At 67.8% G+C, this 14,944-nt stretch carries 20 protein-coding genes; 6 read left to right on the top strand and 14 right to left on the bottom strand.

Translation table 11 applies throughout. The annotated features are described in order from the left end of the window. Positions 1–93 precede the first annotated feature (93 nt). On the top strand, positions 94–1,224 hold the full coding sequence (locus ON23_RS24590; protein WP_039781092.1) for an alkaline phosphatase family protein: 1,131 nt from the start codon (positions 94–96) through the stop codon (positions 1,222–1,224). Between the two features lie 24 nt (positions 1,225–1,248). On the opposite strand, the gene ON23_RS24585 is transcribed toward ON23_RS24590, so the two are convergent. From ON23_RS24585 to ON23_RS24570, 4 genes are all read right to left on the bottom strand, one after another. Then, positions 1,249–1,758 carry a hypothetical protein gene (locus ON23_RS24585; RefSeq protein WP_039781090.1) on the bottom strand — a complete coding sequence of 170 codons (510 nt, stop codon included), beginning with the start codon at positions 1,756–1,758 and terminating at the stop codon, positions 1,249–1,251. Beyond that, positions 1,755–2,828 (bottom strand): DNA polymerase III subunit beta family protein, encoded by a 1,074-nt coding sequence (locus ON23_RS24580; RefSeq protein ID WP_039781089.1) that lies wholly within the window; start codon positions 2,826–2,828, stop codon positions 1,755–1,757. Before ON23_RS24580 ends, ON23_RS24585 begins: the two co-directional genes overlap by 4 nt. A gap of 68 nt (positions 2,829–2,896) precedes the next feature. Then, entirely contained in the window at positions 2,897–3,451 is a 555-nt protein-coding gene (locus ON23_RS24575; RefSeq protein WP_157170286.1) for a hypothetical protein, read from the bottom strand. A 13-nt stretch (positions 3,452–3,464) separates the two neighbouring features. Beyond that, positions 3,465–4,019: a cupin domain-containing protein gene (locus ON23_RS24570; protein ID WP_051043270.1), complete on the bottom strand. Its 555-nt coding sequence runs from the start codon at positions 4,017–4,019 to the stop codon at positions 3,465–3,467. A gap of 181 nt (positions 4,020–4,200) precedes the next feature. Between ON23_RS24570 and ON23_RS24565 the strand changes: the two genes are divergently transcribed. Next, positions 4,201–5,133 (top strand): AraC family transcriptional regulator, encoded by a 933-nt coding sequence (locus ON23_RS24565; protein ID WP_167331892.1) that lies wholly within the window; start codon positions 4,201–4,203, stop codon positions 5,131–5,133. Between the two features lie 81 nt (positions 5,134–5,214). Here the strand turns inward: ON23_RS24565 and ON23_RS38080 are convergent, their stop codons facing one another. Next, positions 5,215–5,352, bottom strand: a complete 138-nt coding sequence (locus tag ON23_RS38080; RefSeq protein WP_157104447.1) for a hypothetical protein — start codon at positions 5,350–5,352, stop codon at positions 5,215–5,217. A gap of 226 nt (positions 5,353–5,578) precedes the next feature. Here ON23_RS38080 and ON23_RS24555 point away from each other — a divergent pair, with 226 nt between their 5' ends. Then, complete coding sequence (locus tag ON23_RS24555) at positions 5,579–6,049, top strand: PaaI family thioesterase (protein ID WP_039781084.1); 471 nt, start codon at positions 5,579–5,581, stop codon at positions 6,047–6,049. A gap of 18 nt (positions 6,050–6,067) precedes the next feature. On the opposite strand, the gene ON23_RS24550 is transcribed toward ON23_RS24555, so the two are convergent. Next, positions 6,068–7,069, bottom strand: coding sequence for an aldo/keto reductase (locus ON23_RS24550; RefSeq protein ID WP_039781083.1), 1,002 nt, complete (start codon positions 7,067–7,069; stop codon positions 6,068–6,070). A gap of 100 nt (positions 7,070–7,169) precedes the next feature. Between ON23_RS24550 and ON23_RS24545 the strand changes: the two genes are divergently transcribed. Next, on the top strand, positions 7,170–8,045 hold the full coding sequence (locus tag ON23_RS24545; protein WP_039781125.1) for a helix-turn-helix transcriptional regulator: 876 nt from the start codon (positions 7,170–7,172) through the stop codon (positions 8,043–8,045). On the opposite strand, the gene ON23_RS24540 is transcribed toward ON23_RS24545, so the two are convergent. The 5 genes from ON23_RS24540 to ON23_RS24520 all read right to left on the bottom strand — a co-directional run bounded on the left by ON23_RS24540 (position 8,046) and on the right by ON23_RS24520 (position 10,840). After that, positions 8,046–9,029 carry a pirin family protein gene (locus ON23_RS24540; protein ID WP_039781082.1) on the bottom strand — a complete coding sequence of 328 codons (984 nt, stop codon included), beginning with the start codon at positions 9,027–9,029 and terminating at the stop codon, positions 8,046–8,048. Positions 9,030–9,071: 42 nt separating this feature from the next. Next, the gene (locus ON23_RS24535; protein ID WP_039781081.1) at positions 9,072–9,383 is read right to left on the bottom strand and encodes a GNAT family N-acetyltransferase; all 312 of its coding nucleotides are present in this window, start codon (positions 9,381–9,383) and stop codon (positions 9,072–9,074) included. A gap of 4 nt (positions 9,384–9,387) precedes the next feature. After that, on the bottom strand, positions 9,388–9,864 hold the full coding sequence (locus ON23_RS24530; protein WP_039781080.1) for a carboxymuconolactone decarboxylase family protein: 477 nt from the start codon (positions 9,862–9,864) through the stop codon (positions 9,388–9,390). Between the two features lie 64 nt (positions 9,865–9,928). Next, complete coding sequence (locus ON23_RS24525) at positions 9,929–10,354, bottom strand: MerR family transcriptional regulator (protein WP_039781079.1); 426 nt, start codon at positions 10,352–10,354, stop codon at positions 9,929–9,931. Between the two features lie 117 nt (positions 10,355–10,471). Continuing rightward, on the bottom strand, positions 10,472–10,840 hold the full coding sequence (locus tag ON23_RS24520; RefSeq protein ID WP_039781078.1) for a VOC family protein: 369 nt from the start codon (positions 10,838–10,840) through the stop codon (positions 10,472–10,474). Positions 10,841–10,924: 84 nt separating this feature from the next. Here ON23_RS24520 and ON23_RS24515 point away from each other — a divergent pair, with 84 nt between their 5' ends. Then, on the top strand, positions 10,925–11,125 hold the full coding sequence (locus ON23_RS24515; RefSeq protein ID WP_030517105.1) for a hypothetical protein: 201 nt from the start codon (positions 10,925–10,927) through the stop codon (positions 11,123–11,125). A 23-nt stretch (positions 11,126–11,148) separates the two neighbouring features. Here ON23_RS24515 and ON23_RS24510 read toward each other — a convergent pair whose 3' ends face one another. Beyond that, complete coding sequence (locus ON23_RS24510; RefSeq protein ID WP_039781077.1) at positions 11,149–11,640, bottom strand: SixA phosphatase family protein; 492 nt, start codon at positions 11,638–11,640, stop codon at positions 11,149–11,151. Positions 11,641–11,829: 189 nt separating this feature from the next. On the opposite strand from ON23_RS24510, the gene ON23_RS24505 reads away from it, so the two are divergent. Further along, positions 11,830–13,497 (top strand): FAD-dependent oxidoreductase, encoded by a 1,668-nt coding sequence (locus ON23_RS24505; RefSeq protein WP_039781076.1) that lies wholly within the window; start codon positions 11,830–11,832, stop codon positions 13,495–13,497. An 80-nt stretch (positions 13,498–13,577) separates the two neighbouring features. Here ON23_RS24505 and ON23_RS24500 read toward each other — a convergent pair whose 3' ends face one another. After that, positions 13,578–14,351 (bottom strand): acyl-[acyl-carrier-protein] thioesterase, encoded by a 774-nt coding sequence (locus ON23_RS24500; protein ID WP_036505825.1) that lies wholly within the window; start codon positions 14,349–14,351, stop codon positions 13,578–13,580. Positions 14,352–14,509: 158 nt separating this feature from the next. Further along, positions 14,510–14,944, bottom strand: a 435-nt coding sequence (locus ON23_RS24495) for a lytic transglycosylase domain-containing protein (RefSeq protein WP_039781075.1), incomplete at its 5' end; no start/stop codon positions are given.

Raw genomic sequence — 14,944 nt, 5'->3', positions numbered from 1 at the left:
GCCAGGAGGGTCGCGCCGACCACGCTCCACGGCACCGGTCGTCGTCCGCAATTCGTTCGTGCCCGACGCTTCGATCCGGCAGCATGGGCGGCGATGCCGTACACACTCGCCGATGTCCTGCCGTCCGTAGCCGCATCGTTGGGGATGGATGTGGACAACTCGCTGGGCCTGGTCGCTGCCCGCGATGTCGTGGTGCTGCTGATCGACGGGCTGGGCGCCGAACTGCTCGCCCGGAATCGAGACATCGCCCCGACCCTGTCCGCGCACGTCACCACCACGCTCGACGCCGGTTTCCCGGCCACCACCGCGGTCAGCATCACCAGCCTGGCCCTCGGCGCGCCCTGCGCGACGCACGGAATCATCGGCTACAGCTTCGCCGTGTCACACGACGGAACATCGCGGGTGTTCAACGCTCTGCGCTGGCGGCTCGACTCCGCGACCGGTCCCGACGCTCTCCGCGAACTTCCGCCGGAAGTCCTGCAGCGCAGGACCAGCCGGATCCAGGACCTCGCCGCACACGGTGTCGACGTGCACTATGTGATCCCCGGCTACCAGCGCGATTCGGGACTGACCCGTGCGGCCTTCCGCGCCCCGGGCACGGTGCATCCGGCCGCCGACCTCGACGGGGTGCGGACCGGAATCCTCTCTGTCGCAGATCATTCCGGCACCGGACGGCGGTTCGCGTACGCCTACTTCGGCGAGCTGGATGTCGCCGGGCACCTGCACGGCCCGGAATCATCGGAATGGCTACGGGTACTGGCCGAGGTGGACCGCGCGGTGGCGGATCTGCTGACCGACCTCCCGGCCGAATGCGCCCTCCTGGTCACCGGCGATCACGGCATGATCCACGCCGATACCGTCGTCGACCTCGACGCCCGCCCGCATCTGCATCGCGGCGTGCGGACGATCGCCGGGGAGGCCCGGGTGCGCCACGTCTACCTCGACGACGCGGCGGCGCTGTCCGATGTGCTCGCCGCCTGGTCCGAGGAATTGTCCACGGTCGCAACTGTTGTCACGCGGGAACAAGCCGTGGACGAGCAGTGGTTCGGTCCGACACCACCGGATCCGGTCGTCACCGCGCGAATCGGAGACCTCGTCGCGGTGGCGGAGCATCGCGCCGTGCTGGTCTGCCCGGCCCGCGAACCGCTGGAATCGACGATGCTCGGCCACCACGGCGCCCGGACCGCGGACGAACAGTTCGTCCCGCTCATCGCCTCGCGATGAACCGGATACGTGGAGGGTGTTCGATCACGCCCCGGACGTACCGGGTGCCGAGTCCCGCCGCCGGGTCGATCGGTGCTCGATCGCCGCGGCGACCTCTTCGATCGCGCGTCGGATGAGTCGGCCGTACCCGTCGTCGGCCAGCGCCCCGATATGCCGTCGCGCCACCGCGATGTGCTCGGCGGCCGCCGCGAACGATCCGAGCAGCCGGTAGTTGTCGGCGATGTTCAGATGCAGCGAGGGATAGAAGCCGGCGATGTGCAGACTCGCGTGATGGCTCTGCACGCGCGCCTCGGTGAGGGCGTCGGCCGCGTCCAGCGCCCGCACATCCCACACGAGCGCCCGGGCCGGATCGGTGTGGAGATCGGCCAGGTGGTGGGCGAGTGTGCATCGGTGCAGCGGATCGCCCGCCGGCCCGATCTCCTCCCACAGTTCGACGAGCCGGGTTCGGGCGGAGTCGGTTTCGCCGTCCCGGCCGCGTTCCACGGCCGCGCCGATGGCCGCCATGGTGGGGTCGTGGGTAACGGTGTCGGTCATGATTCCTCGACGTGGGCAGGGGCGACGGGCATCGCCAGGGTGGTGAGGTCGCCGTCGTCCGCGGATCGGATGACGACGGGCTGCTTCGGACCGGCGATGTCGATCATCACCTCGGGCCCGATGGCCGCGCCGATTGCCGGATAGAGCGTGGTGATGTCGAAGGTGAGCTCGGCGTCCGGCCCGGTGACCGTGGCCGAAACCGCTTCGCTCGCACCGGAACCGGCATTCGCGAGCGTCACCGCCCCGGCGCGGACACACAGCCGGATATGCCGCGCGCGCAGCGATTCCATCGCCCGGACGAGAGTGTCCCGCGGTGTCACGATGCGCGTGCGGGCGGTCTCGATGGACCCCAGCAGCATGCGATGGTCGGGAAACGGCCCCGGCAGGATGCGGCACGTCCCGGCCGCCGACTCGCCTGCCCGGAACCGGACGGAATGCGGTCCGGCATCCAGCCGGACCTGGTGGTGGCGGCGGATCCGCGGCACGGCCAGCCGCAGATCGTCACCGTCGACCGTCGCGGCCCACTCGGTCGAACTCGGCCGCTCGGGGACGAGGGTGCGGGTGGCGAGCCGGTAGCGGTCGGTGGCCGTGAGCGTCAGCGCCTCGGCCGAGGCCTCGACGTGGACCCCGCTCAGGACGGGATGCTCCGGTTCGTGCACGGTCGCGGCGAGTATCTGCTCGACCGCCGTCGCGAAGACGGGACCGCTGACGGTCGCGACCGCCCACCCGCGTCCGCTGCCCAGGGCCGCCTTGATCTCGGCCGCCCACCCCCGAGCCCGCCGCACATGCTGTTCCAGCCCGGCGACGTGCTCGTCGATGAGCTGTCCCGCGCTCTCGCCCTCGGCCGCCAGCACCGCCGCGATCGTGTCCAGCGGCATGCCGATCTCGCGTAGTCCGCGAATCGCCACCGCCCGTTCCAGCTGGTCGTCGGCGTAGTACCGATATCCCGACACCGGATCCACGATCGCGGGCGGTAGCAGCCCGGAATCGGCGTAGAACCGCAGTGCGCTCGCCGTGAGCCCGCTGGCCCGCGCGAACGCTCCGATCGTCACCATTCCGGATTCCGTCACCGCCTCATCATGAAGCTTCAGCCGACCTGAAGGTCAAGGGCGGTGACGGCCGAAGGCGGTGCCCGGCCTCAGCGGCGCAAGGTCCGCGAATGTGCCGAGACCAGTGCGTGCGGGCAGTGCGGCCGGGCGCGGGGCGGGGGTGCGAAGCCGTCGAACCGCGACGGCGGGGCCGGTGCGGGCAGCGTCACCGTCGACGTCCACGGCTGCGCCGGCATCTCCATCCGGCACGCGACGTTCCAGCCGAACGGAATCGCATGGGCGCGTTCGCCGTGTTCTTCCAGGCGATCGGTGAATTCCGCGAGGACGTCCAGGGTGTCGGCGAGATGGCTCAGCACGTCGGCCTGGTCGGAGCCGAGGGTGAGACGGCTGTCCCTCGCCACGCAGAACGGGCTGCCGGCGAGGACGACGAAGGATGCGTCGCTGTCGGCGCACAGCCGCCGGACCGTGCGCACGGCGTCACCGCTGATGGGGCAGTCGCCGGGTTCGACGACGATGCGCACCAGCAGGCAATCGAAGAATCGCCGCGGTACGCCCACGGCGGCGGTGGGCAGTTCCACCGCACACGGACCGGCATCGACGGGCGTGTATTCGAAACTGCGCCAACGACTTCCGGTAATTCTCATCGCCGTGCTCGCCTCACGGTGCGGCCGGCGCGTTCCGCTCGACGCCGCAGAGGGTGTAGCAGAACACGAACGGTTCGGTGCCGTCGTTGAACCAGGCATGCGGCGCGCCGTGCTGCACGACGCAATCGCCCGGTCGCAGTGCCACATCCACGTCGTCGCCGATCCGCAGCCGGCCCTCGCCGCTGAGCACCACCACGAAGTCGACGCTCTCGGTGGCGTGCACGCCGGGACGAGCCGGGTCGAAGGCCGCCATCATGCCCGGTAACTTCTGCTCCGCCTCGGCGGCCACCACCGCCATCTCCGCCTCGGACAGCTCGGCGGGGGGTTCGTAGCTCAGGCCCGGCGGGACGGAGATGAAGCCGAAGCGCACTCCGCCGGGTCCGGGAAAGTAGCTGGTGTCGACGTCGGAGGGCATCCGGTCGACCGGAAGTGCGGGCAGTTCGTCGACCTCCCACATCCGATGAAGTTGCGCACCCGGCAGCAGCGCCAGCGTCAGCGGCTCGACGTTCTCGTCGGAAAGTACTCTGCCCTGTCCGGTGCCGTCGTCCCCGACCACGATCCTGCGCATGGAACCTCCTGATCCTCATCCATTCCGCGCTGATCCGGACTCGTATTCCGCCGTTGTACAGCCCGTTTCCGGATATCAGCTCTCCGGCACGGTAGCGAGGGCCGGGGTATGTCCACATGTCCTGGAACGCACGGACATTGTTCAGGTGCGCAGAATCGGAAAACCGGCGATGATATCCGCGATGACCATGGCCGAATCGGAGACGACGAGTGCGATCGAGCCGCACGAGCGGGTCGATTACTGGGCTCATCTGATCAGCTCGTACCAGTGCACCCTGGGCTACCGGTTTCCGACCTCCGCGGATTTCCGCGGCCGGACCTCGCTGCGGCGTACCGAGTCGTATCAACTGGTCGGCTGGGAATCCGACGCCGTCACCTATTTCCGGAGTCCGCGCCTCATCCGCGCCGACCCCGACCCCGACTATCGGTTGCTCGTACCGATCACCGGCACCCTGACCTTTCGCCACGGTGACGACACCGGCGCGTTGCCGCCGGGCAGTGCGTGCCTGGTCTCCACCGACGAACCCTTCGAGATGTCGATGTGCGAGGGCTCGCACGGGCTCATCGTCACCATTGCGCGCGAGGACATCCGGCACCGTCTCAACCGCCGGGAGCCGCCACCGCGGCCGCTGAATCTCAGCACCGGAATCGGCGGGGTCGCGGGAGCGGTGGCCGGCACCCTGTACAGCCAGCGCGCCGCGCTCACCGACCACCAATTCGACACTGTCGCAGAACAATTGGTGGATCTGCTGTGTATGCAGATTCTCGGGGAGGCGCCGAGCGCGCCCGCCCAGCTGGCGCAGGTGGAGGCGAGCGCCAGGCGCTACATCCGCACGCATGCGGCCGATCCGGAGCTCACCGGCGCGCGCGTCGCGGCGGCACTCGGCTGGTCGCTGCGTCAGCTGCAACTGGCCTTCAGTCAGGCCGGTACCACGCCGAGCGAGGTGATTCGGGAGCAGCGCCTGCAGATCGCTCGCGACCGCCTGCGCAATCCCGCCTATCGGCAGCGCAGCGTCGCCGATATCGGCGCCGGCCTCGGATTCATTTCGGCCAGTAGTTTCACCAAGGCGTTCCGCCGCCGCTTCGACACCACCCCAGGTCAGCTGCGCGGCTGAACACCACGGCCGTCGGCGGGAATGCGAACGGCCCGCCTCCCTGCATGGGGTCGGAGGCGGGCCGGCGTTGCGGAGCGCGGCTCAGTTGAAGATGCCGCCACCTTGGGTGGCGGACCCGGCCGACCCCGTCACGAACAGGTTCATGATGTTGGTGAAGACGCTGCTCGAGTTCACTGTGCCGGCGGAGTTGGAGTCGATCAGGGCGATAAAGGCGTTCATGAACTGCTTCCTCGTGCATCATGGGTCCGCGGACCCGGTTGGTTGTCCTGCCGTGCTCAGCGCAGTGGAATGAAGCTTAACCACAATCCGCCCAATCTGAACCATCTTCTTTTCGGATTTTTCGGGCACCCCGCCTGGCCGGTGGGGCGGTGTGCTGTGGACAGGCTTCCTCGTACAGAGTAAAAAAGTGGAACACGTTTCAATTCTGTGTGCGACGGGAGACGCAATGGACCACGCTGCCATGGGCGAGCTGGTGATGGCCGGATTTCAGAAGCTGGGATTCATCCAGTTCGCGGGGGTGGAAGGGGTGGAATATCTGCCCGGTCGCAACGTGGTGAGCATGGCGCCGAAGCCGGAACACCTCAATCACAACGGCGACGTGCATGCCGCCATTCTGTTCGGCCTGGCCGAAACGGCCGCGATGGGCGCGTCGATTTCCGGCATCGTCGATCTGATGGGCGAGACGTTCATCGTCGCGCGCGACGGCCGGATCGAATATCTCGCGCGGGCCAACGGCGAGGCGGGCCCGTTCCGTGCCACCTCGGAAATGACCGCGGCGGAACTGGAACAGGCCCGCGCCGATATCGCCGCGCAGCAGCCGGTGGAACTGGCGATGCCGGTCGACATCACCGACAGCACCGGTAAGTCGGTCGCCGCGGCCACCTTCACCGCGGTGATCCGGCCGCGGCGCAAATAAGCGGGTGGCGAACGGGTTTCAGCGCTCGCTGTCCAACATGGCCATCTGCGGGGCGGCGTAGCGGTCACCGGCGACAGCCTCGGCGGGCGCCGCCGCCTCGATCGCGGCGAGTTCCGATTCGGAGAGCCGAATATCCAGTGCGGCAACGGCTTCGGACCAGCGATCCACGCGGCGCGCGCCGATCAGCGGAACGATATCGGCACCCCGGGTCAGCACCCAGGCGATCGCCAGTTGTGCCACGCTCACGCCGTGCCGGTCGCCGATCTGCGCCAGGGCCGAGACCAGCCGGAGATTGGCGGTGAGATTCTCACCCTGGAATCGCGGGCTGTGCGCGCGGAAATCGTCGGGGGCGAAGGTCTGGTTCGCGCGCAGGGAATCGCTCAGCAATCCGCGGGAGAGCACCCCGTAGGCGGTGATCCCGATGCCGAGTTCCCGTGCCGTCGGCAGGATTTCGCGCTCGATGCCCCGGGTGATGAGCGCGTACTCGATCTGCAGATCGACGATCGGCGCCACCGCCGCCGCACGCCGCAGGGTCTGCGCGCCGACCTCGGACAATCCGATGTGGCGCACGTAGCCTGCCTGCACCATCTCCGCGATCGCCCCCACGGTGTCCTCGATCGGCACCGCCGGATCCAACCGGGCGGGACGGTAGATGTCGACGTAGTCGACTCCCAGCCGCTGCAGCGAATAATGCAGGAAGTTGCGCATCGCCTCCGGTCGCGTGTCGACGCCGCCGAAGCTGCCGTCCGGACCGCGCAGCGCACCGAATTTCACGCTCAGCTGGTAGTCCTCGCGCGGGCGCTCGGCGAGGGCACGGTGGATCAGCATCTCGTTGTGGCCGGCGCCGTAGAAGTCGCCGGTGTCGACGAGGGTGGCGCCGGAGTCGAGGGCGGCGTGGATGGTGGCGATGGATTCGGTCTCGTCGGATGCCCCGTAGGCGCCCGACATCCCCATCGCGCCCAGACCGATGCGTCCGACCTTCGGACCCGTCTTGCCCAGTTGTGTCTGCTCGATAGTCATGATCGAATCCTGCGCCTCGATCCGCCGCCTCGGCAGAGATCGTTTATCGGGGGATCGGCGATCCCTGGCTGTGGCCGCTCACGCGGGGCACAGTGGAGTGATGAATCGCGAGGAACTGGCCGATTTCCTGCGGCGGCGGCGCGAGCAACTCCAGCCCGCCGATGTGGGCCTGCTGCCCGGCACCCGCCGCCGGACGCCCGGCCTGCGTCGCGACGAGGTCGCCCTGCTCGCCGGGATGTCCACCGACTACTACACCCGCCTCGAACAGTCGCGGGGCCCGCGGCCCTCCGTGCAGGTTCTCGGCGCGCTTGCCCGCGCGCTGCGGCTCAGCGACGACGAGCGCGACCATCTCTACCACCTGTGCGGGCATGCGGCGCCGCATCGCGGCGGCGGCGACCGGCACGTCGGCCCCGGGCTGCTCTACCTGCTGGACAAGCTGGAGGACACGCCCGCCTGCGTGGTGTCGGATCTCGGCGAGATCCTCGCGCAGAACCGCATGCACATCAACATGGTGGGTGACCACACCCGCTTCACCGGCATGGACCGCTACCTGCTGTGGCGCTGGTTCACCGATCCGATCGGCCGGGAGACGTTTCCCGACGCCGACTGGGACCGGCTGACCCGCCGGCACGTCGCCGATCTGCGCGCTACCGCGGCGCGACGGGCGGGCGACGCCGACGTCACCGAACTGGTGACGAAGCTGCGGGCGGTCAGTCCCGAATTCGAACGGCTGTGGTCGGCGCACGAGGTCGCGGTCCGGATCAGCGATGCCAAGCGGATCCGGCACCCGCAGGTCGGGCTGCTCGACCTGGTCTGCGAAACGTTGGTCACGCCGAATGCGGCCCAGCATCTGCTGGTCTACTATCCGCGTCCCGGAACCGACGCCAAGGAGCGGCTGGAACTGTTGCGCGTCATCGGAACCCAGTCCATGACCGACGACACCGATTCGGGCAGTACGGTTTTCGACCGGAGCTGATCAGCGGGGCGGGAACGTGCGGCGGGTGCGCGGGCGCAGCCGCAGATTGGGCAGCGGCGGCGCCGGAATGCGTTGCTGCGGAGTATGTCCTGCGACATCACCGAAGCGTTCGGTGTCGTGCTTCTCCCACGCGGTGCGTGCGGCGTCGATCTCGTCGTGACTTCGGCCGACGAAATTCCACCACATCACCAGATCCTCGCCGAAGGGCTCGCCGCCGATCAGCACCACCCGCGCGCCGGACTCGCTGCGCAGCCGCAGCTCGGCGCGGTCGCTGCCCAGATACAGCAGCGGACCGGGTTCGGCGAGTACGTCGTCGATACGCACCTCGCCCGACATCACCAGCACCGCATGTTCGAATTCCGGTGCCAGCGGCAGCTGCGCGTCCGCGCCCGGGCCGACGGTGATGTCCGCGCCGACGATCGGGGAGTAGGTGATCGCCGGTGAGCGCACCTCCCCGAGCGAGCCGATGAGCACGGTCGCGCGCAATCCCGGACGGGCCAGCACCGGCAGCTCGCGATGCTGCTCGAAGTGCGGTGCGATATCGCGGTGGGCATCCGGCAGGGCGATCCAGAACTGCAATCCCTGCCCGGCCGGCGCACCGGGCACCGTGTACTCCGAATGCGCGATACCGCGCCCGGAGGTCATCAGATTCAGCTGGCCCGGCTCGATCTCCACATCGGATCCGACGCTGTCGCGATGACGGATCCGCCCGTCGAAGGGCCAGGTCACCGTCTGCAAACCGATATGCGGATGGGGATCGATATCCGGCGGCAGCCGATGCGAGGTCTCCGTCGAACCGAAGTGGTCGAGGAAACACCAGGCGCCGACCGTCGGCAGATCACGCTGAGGCAGTACTCGCATCACCGTGACGCCGCGCACGCCGCCCAGTGGCACCTCCCGCGCCGGATGGAAATCCGCCCGCGGACCGGGCGCCGGCGACGATTCGCACAGCGCCTCGGCGGGATTCGCCTCGAGATCGCTCATCGGCCACCTCCGGTCCGGGGTCACCGCTGATGTCGGGCGCGGTTACCGCTGAATGCCTTTGCCCACTACGTGAGCATCGTAGTCCGGGTGCTTGTCGAGCCAGCTCTTGATGAACGAACAGCGGGGCACGATCGCACGGCCGCGCTCGATCGCATCCGTGATCGCATGCTGCGCCAGCGTGCCGGCCAGGCCCTTCCCGCTGAACTCCGAATCCACCTCGGTATGGATGAAGGTGGTGTCCTCGCCGTTGTCGCGATATTCGGCGAATCCGGCGAGTTTGTCGCCGTACCACACCTCGTAGCGGTGCTGCGCGTCGTTGCGGACGACTGCTGCGGTCGCGGCCTGATCGATCATCGGGTTACTCCTTCCGTTCCCGCACCGGATGCCTGCTCATGATCGACACGCGATTGAACGCGCCGATGGTCGTCGCGACCCAGACGATCACCGAAACCTGTTCGTCCGACAGCTGTTTCCGCGCATGGGCGTACACACGTTGCAGGGTGTCCTCATCGGGCAACGTGGTGGTCGTCTCGGCGAGTGCGAGGGCGGCGCATTCCGACGGGGTGAACAACTCGGTACGCCGCCAGGCCGGCAACACGTCGAGTTGCTGTCGGGTCACGCCGGCCTTCAGCGCTGCCTGGGAGTGCAGGTCCAGGCAGTACGCGCAGCCGTTGATCTGCGAGACGCGCACGTTGACCAGTTCGACCAGTGAGCGGTCGAGACCGGCGGCCGCGGCCGCGGTGCGGACGGCCAGTGCGACGTTGCTGAGCGCATGGAAGGGCTCGGGGCTCTGTTTGTCGATCCAGATACGGGCATCGGCGGCGGGGGTTTGCATAGCGGAGGCATCCTAACCGTGCGCTGCGTCACCATGCGCGGGATGTATGCGACGTCACGCGGGTTCAGATCTGTTGTATGGCAGCGACTCTGCCCTCGTAGAGGCCGATCTTGCGGTCGAGCACGGCGAGTGTGCCGTGCAGGTCCTCGATCTGGGCGAGCACGCCCTCACGGGTTTTCCGGAACATCTCCAGCCGCTCCGGGGTGGTCTCGTCACCGGCCCGCACGAGTTCGGCGTAGTGGACCATATCGGCGACCGACATCCCGGTGGTGCGCAGACAGCCGATCAGATGCAGCCAGTTCAGATCGCGATCGCTGAACCGGCGCTTACCGCTGGAATCACGGCCGATGTAGTCCATCAGGCCGATTCGCTCGTACCAGCGCAGCGTGTCGCGGGTGAGGCCGGACTTCTCCGCGGCATCGCCGATCGAATACTTGGGGCGCTCGTAGTCCTCGGTGTGCTCGAGGGGATTCGCCGTGGTTGCCGTCATCGCCACTCGCCTTCCTGACCCGCTTCCCGACCCGCGGGCCTGCGATTCGACAGTACCGACCTGGAGTGCACTCCATGCAAGCCCGAGCGCATCGCCCGGGCTCGGCCCGGCCGCGGGTCACCCCCGCTGCGGCAGTTCCTGCACGGCCCACTTGTTGCCGTCGGGATCGGCGAAATAGGTGAACAGCCCCCAGCCCTCGTCCTTGACCGGCGTGGCCTCCACGCCCGCGGCCACCAGCTGTCGATAGGCCTCCTCGGCGCTGGCCACCACCATCTGCATACCGACCACACTGCCCGGCGCGGCGTCGGTGATGCCCTTACCGATGCAGATCGAACACCCCGAACCCGGCGGAGTCAGCTGCACGAACCGGATGTCCTCGGTCGGGCTCGCGTCGTGATCGGCGTTGAACCCGATGCTCGTATAGAAGGCTTTCGCCCGGTCGACGTCGGTGACCGGGATGGCGACGAGCTCGATTTTCCAATCCATGTGAGGAGCATCTCATCCACCACCGACAAGCTGGGTTGCCGGACAATTCGGGCGCATCTCGCGCCGACCGCCTACCCTGAGTACATGGCCAAGGAAATCGATCGGGTCCGGGCGCGGTCGGCGCTGGAGACGGTCAAGGAAAGCCCGTTCATCGCCCTCGTCGCGGCGGTCCCGGTGATCGTCGTCTTGGGCGTCGTCTGGGCGCTGACGAACTGGTTCGTCGCGTTGCTGGTGCTCGTGCTGCTCGGCGCGGTCGTCGTCGTGCGCGGCAAATTCCTACGCTGACAAACCTTTTCGCGAACCGCGCGTCAGCGCGGCACGTGGAACCGGACCAACTCACCGGTGCCGGGGTCCGCGCGCGACCACGGTCGGTCGAATTCCAGCACCGCCAGTGCGGAGGTCGGGAATTTGCGGCTGAGCTCTTCGGCCGGCAGCGACGCGCGATTGGCCGCCAGCTCCCACGCCGTCCACGGCATCCCCGGCGAGTGGCCGATCAGCAGCAGCGTCTCGATCGCGTCGTCGGTCAGCTGGATCAATTCGATCAGGGTGTGCGGTGTGGCCTCGTAGATCGAATGCTCGTAGACGACCGGCGCGTCGATGCCGGTCGCGGCCAGTGTCTCGCGGGTCCGGACCGCATCCGAACAGGACACCGCGTCGATCGCCGGCTGGGTCTCGCGCAGCCAGGTTCCGGCCAGCGCCGCCTCGCGCCGCCCCCGCGGTGCCAGCGGCCGGTCGTGGTCGTCGACACCCGGCGGATATGCGGATTTACCGTGTCGCATCAGGATCAGCGTCCGCGCCATGAGCAATACCGTAGCGCCGTAGAAAGTAAACGGTGTTATCTAAATCGCTACCTGATGAGAGATGTACCTCACTCTCGAGGCACACTGAAGAGTAGTGTCACAGCGGGGGCCGACCGGCAACCGGTGTGATGCACGCCCTGTCCAAACCCGGGTGGGGACGTCCCATGATGTTTCGAGGATCTGCGAGATATGGCCTACGTGATCACGCAGCGTTGTTGCAACGACGCCAGCTGCGTTCCCGAGTGCCCGGTCGATTGCATTCGTCCCACTCCGGAGCAACCCGAGTTCGCGACGACCGAGCAGCTGTACATCGACCCCGACACCTGTATCGACTGCGGTGCCTGTGTGGATGCCTGCCCGGTGGAGGCCATCTTCTCCGAGGACGATCTGACCGCGTCGCTGGCTCGTTTCCGCGATATCAACGCCGCCTACTTCCAGCGCCACCCGCTGGAGTCGAATTTCGACCCGCTGGTGACCCCGGCGCGCCCGCCCAAGGAGCTGGGCACGCTGCGGGTGGCGATCGTCGGCGCCGGGCCCGCGGCCTGCTATGCCGCCGACGAGTTGCTGCGCCGCGCCGATGTCGAGGTGGAGATGTTCGACCGGCTGCCCACCCCCTGGGGTCTGGTGCGCGCCGGTGTGGCTCCGGATCATCCGGGCACCAAATCGGTGTCTGCCATGTTCGAGAGCGCGTTCCGTCGTGACACCCTGCAGTACCGGCTGAATGTCGAGGTGGGTAAACACATCTCGCACGAGGAGCTGCAGGCCCATCACCACGCGGTGATCTACGCCGTGGGCGCCTCCACCGACCGCCGCCTCGACGTGCCGGGTGAGGATCTGCCCGGAAGTCATTCGGCGACCGAGTTCGTGGCCTGGTACAACGGCCATCCCGATTACGCCGAGCGCAGCTTCGACCTGTCCGGTGAGCGCGTGGTGATCGTGGGTAACGGCAACGTCGCCCTCGACGTCGCCCGCGTGCTGACACTGTCGCCCGACGAGCTGGCCAAGACCGATATCGCCGACCACGCCCTGGACGCGCTGCGGGACAGCAATATCCGTGAGGTCGTGGTGCTGGGCCGGCGTGGCCCGCTGCAGGCCGCCTACACCTCGGCGGAGTTCCTGGCGCTGGGGCATCTGAAGGGCGTCGATGTGATCATCGACCCGGCCGAGCTGGAGTTGGATCCGGCCAGCCAGGCGCTGCTCGACGACCCGGACATCGAGCCCTCGCTGCGGCTGAAGTACGAACTGGCCCAGGAATACGCGGCCAAGGCCCCGAATCCGGACAACAAGCGCATCGTGTTCCGCTACCTGGCCTCGCCGACCGAGATCCGCGGTGAGGGTCACGTCGCCGAGCTCGAGTTCGTGCACAACGAACTCGTCGCCGAGGACGGGCGCGTGGTGGCGCGGGCCTCGGATCGCCGCGAGACGCTGCCGGCGTCGATGGTGTTGCGGTCCATCGGCTATCGCGGTGTTCCCATCGCGGATCTGCCGTTCGACGAGCGCGCCGGGATCGTGCCCAACGAGCACGGCCGTGTGATCGCCGACGGCGCGCACGTGACCGGCGTCTACGTGTCGGGCTGGATCAAGCGTGGTCCGCGGGGCGTGATCGGCTCCAACCGGGTCGATGCCACCGAAACCGTGGAACAGCTGCTCGAGGACTTCACCTCCGGCAAACTGACTGCGCCGCAAGGAGATCGGGCCGCGCTCGAGGCCCTGCTCGCGCAGCGTCAGCCCGACGCCGTCGGCCGCGACGGCTGGAAGGCCATCGACGCCGCGGAGAAGAGCGCCGGCAAGTCCGGCGGCCGGCCACGGGTCAAATTCACCACCATCGAGGATCTGCTCAAGGCCGCACGCGGCTGAACACCTGCTCTTCCGGACCCTCCACGGATGAGGGTCCGGAAGTCGGCGGGGCTCGGTCGCGAACTCTCCGCTATCCGCACTCAGGTCGGTAGCGCGCCGATCCGCACGGTGGTGGTTATGGTGCCGCCCACCATGAACCACAGCCGCAGCACCGGCTGGCCGTTGCGGTCGCCGGGCTCGTAGCGGCTGCGCACGCTGATGTGCTGGCGGGCCAGCACCGGCGCGACATATTCGATCACCGCGCGATGCGGACCGGCCACCAACTTCGGGTAGTCGACCAGGAAGTGTTCCACCGCCTGCCAGTACATGGCGTTGTTGACGTGGTTGAACTGGTCGATATCGGTCGCGCGCACCGGGAACGTCAGATCGGTATCCGATTCCGGCGGCACCGCGTCGGTCAGCCACGGCCGCCAGCGCAGCCGATGTTCGTCGGTGGTCCGGGCCAGATGCGCCAATCCCTGGTCGCTGATCCGGGTCGGCATATTCGTCGACTCGTTGATATTGATCCAGAAGCCCTCGGTCTCGATCAGGCCGCCGCTGTCGCTGGTGATCCGTACCCGCATATTGGTCCACCGGGTCGACATCGCCGAACACCAGCGCCGCAACTGCACCCGATCCGGCCAGACGATCGGACGCACCACGTCGATCACGGTGCGGCGCACGATCCACGCCGGGTCGGTGCGGTGGAAGAACGTGGTGTGCAACTCTTCCCACGCGATGTCTTGCAAATATCGAGCCACGGCGTCGAGCCGCAGCCGGCTGTAGGGATCTACATCGCCAGCCCGGATGGGCCACGCCGAGGCGAAGCCCATGCCCTCCTGGGGAAGCGGGGCGAGTGGCTGATCGAGTGACACTGGTGCTCCTCGCGCTGCACGGTGTGCCGCGTACTTCATGCGGTGCTTCTTGTGACATGACTTTACGGGGCGCAGGTCACACTGTTACGCCGAGATGGCTCTACTCACACGTAGCAAATGTCCAGTTGTGTCGCGGCGTGCGGTGTTCGCGCCGCCGATCAGTAGCCGACGTAGCCGCCACCACCGGAGACCGCGGAAACGCCCGGCACATTGTCGAGCGAACCGTAGCGGTCGATCGAATAGCGCGTGGCGGCCACGATGTTGTCGACCGGGTTCCAGATATCGGTGTGGCCCGGGGCCGCGTGGGCGTTGAAGGTGCTGTCGATGCACTGCATCAGACCCTTCGACGGATGGCCGGCCGCCGCGTTGCTGTCCCAGTTGTTGATCGCGTTCGGATCGCCGCCGGATTCGTGCTCGATGATGAGCGCGATGGCGTTCTCGTCGATCGATTCCGGGGGATAGCCCATCTCGATCAGGACCTGTTTGGCCTGGGCGATCCACTGCTGCACATCGCCGGACGGATGCGCGGTCGGCGGCGGACCGCTGGTCGGGCCGTTGGAGCTGCCGCCGTAGCTGCCGCCGCTGTAGGAGCT

The organism is Nocardia cerradoensis NBRC 101014, assembly GCF_000308535.1.
Lineage (GTDB): Bacteria > Actinomycetota > Actinomycetes > Mycobacteriales > Mycobacteriaceae > Nocardia > Nocardia cerradoensis.
Note: the sequence above shows the minus strand (reverse complement) of the source record. Positions and strands in the feature narration are given on the sequence as shown.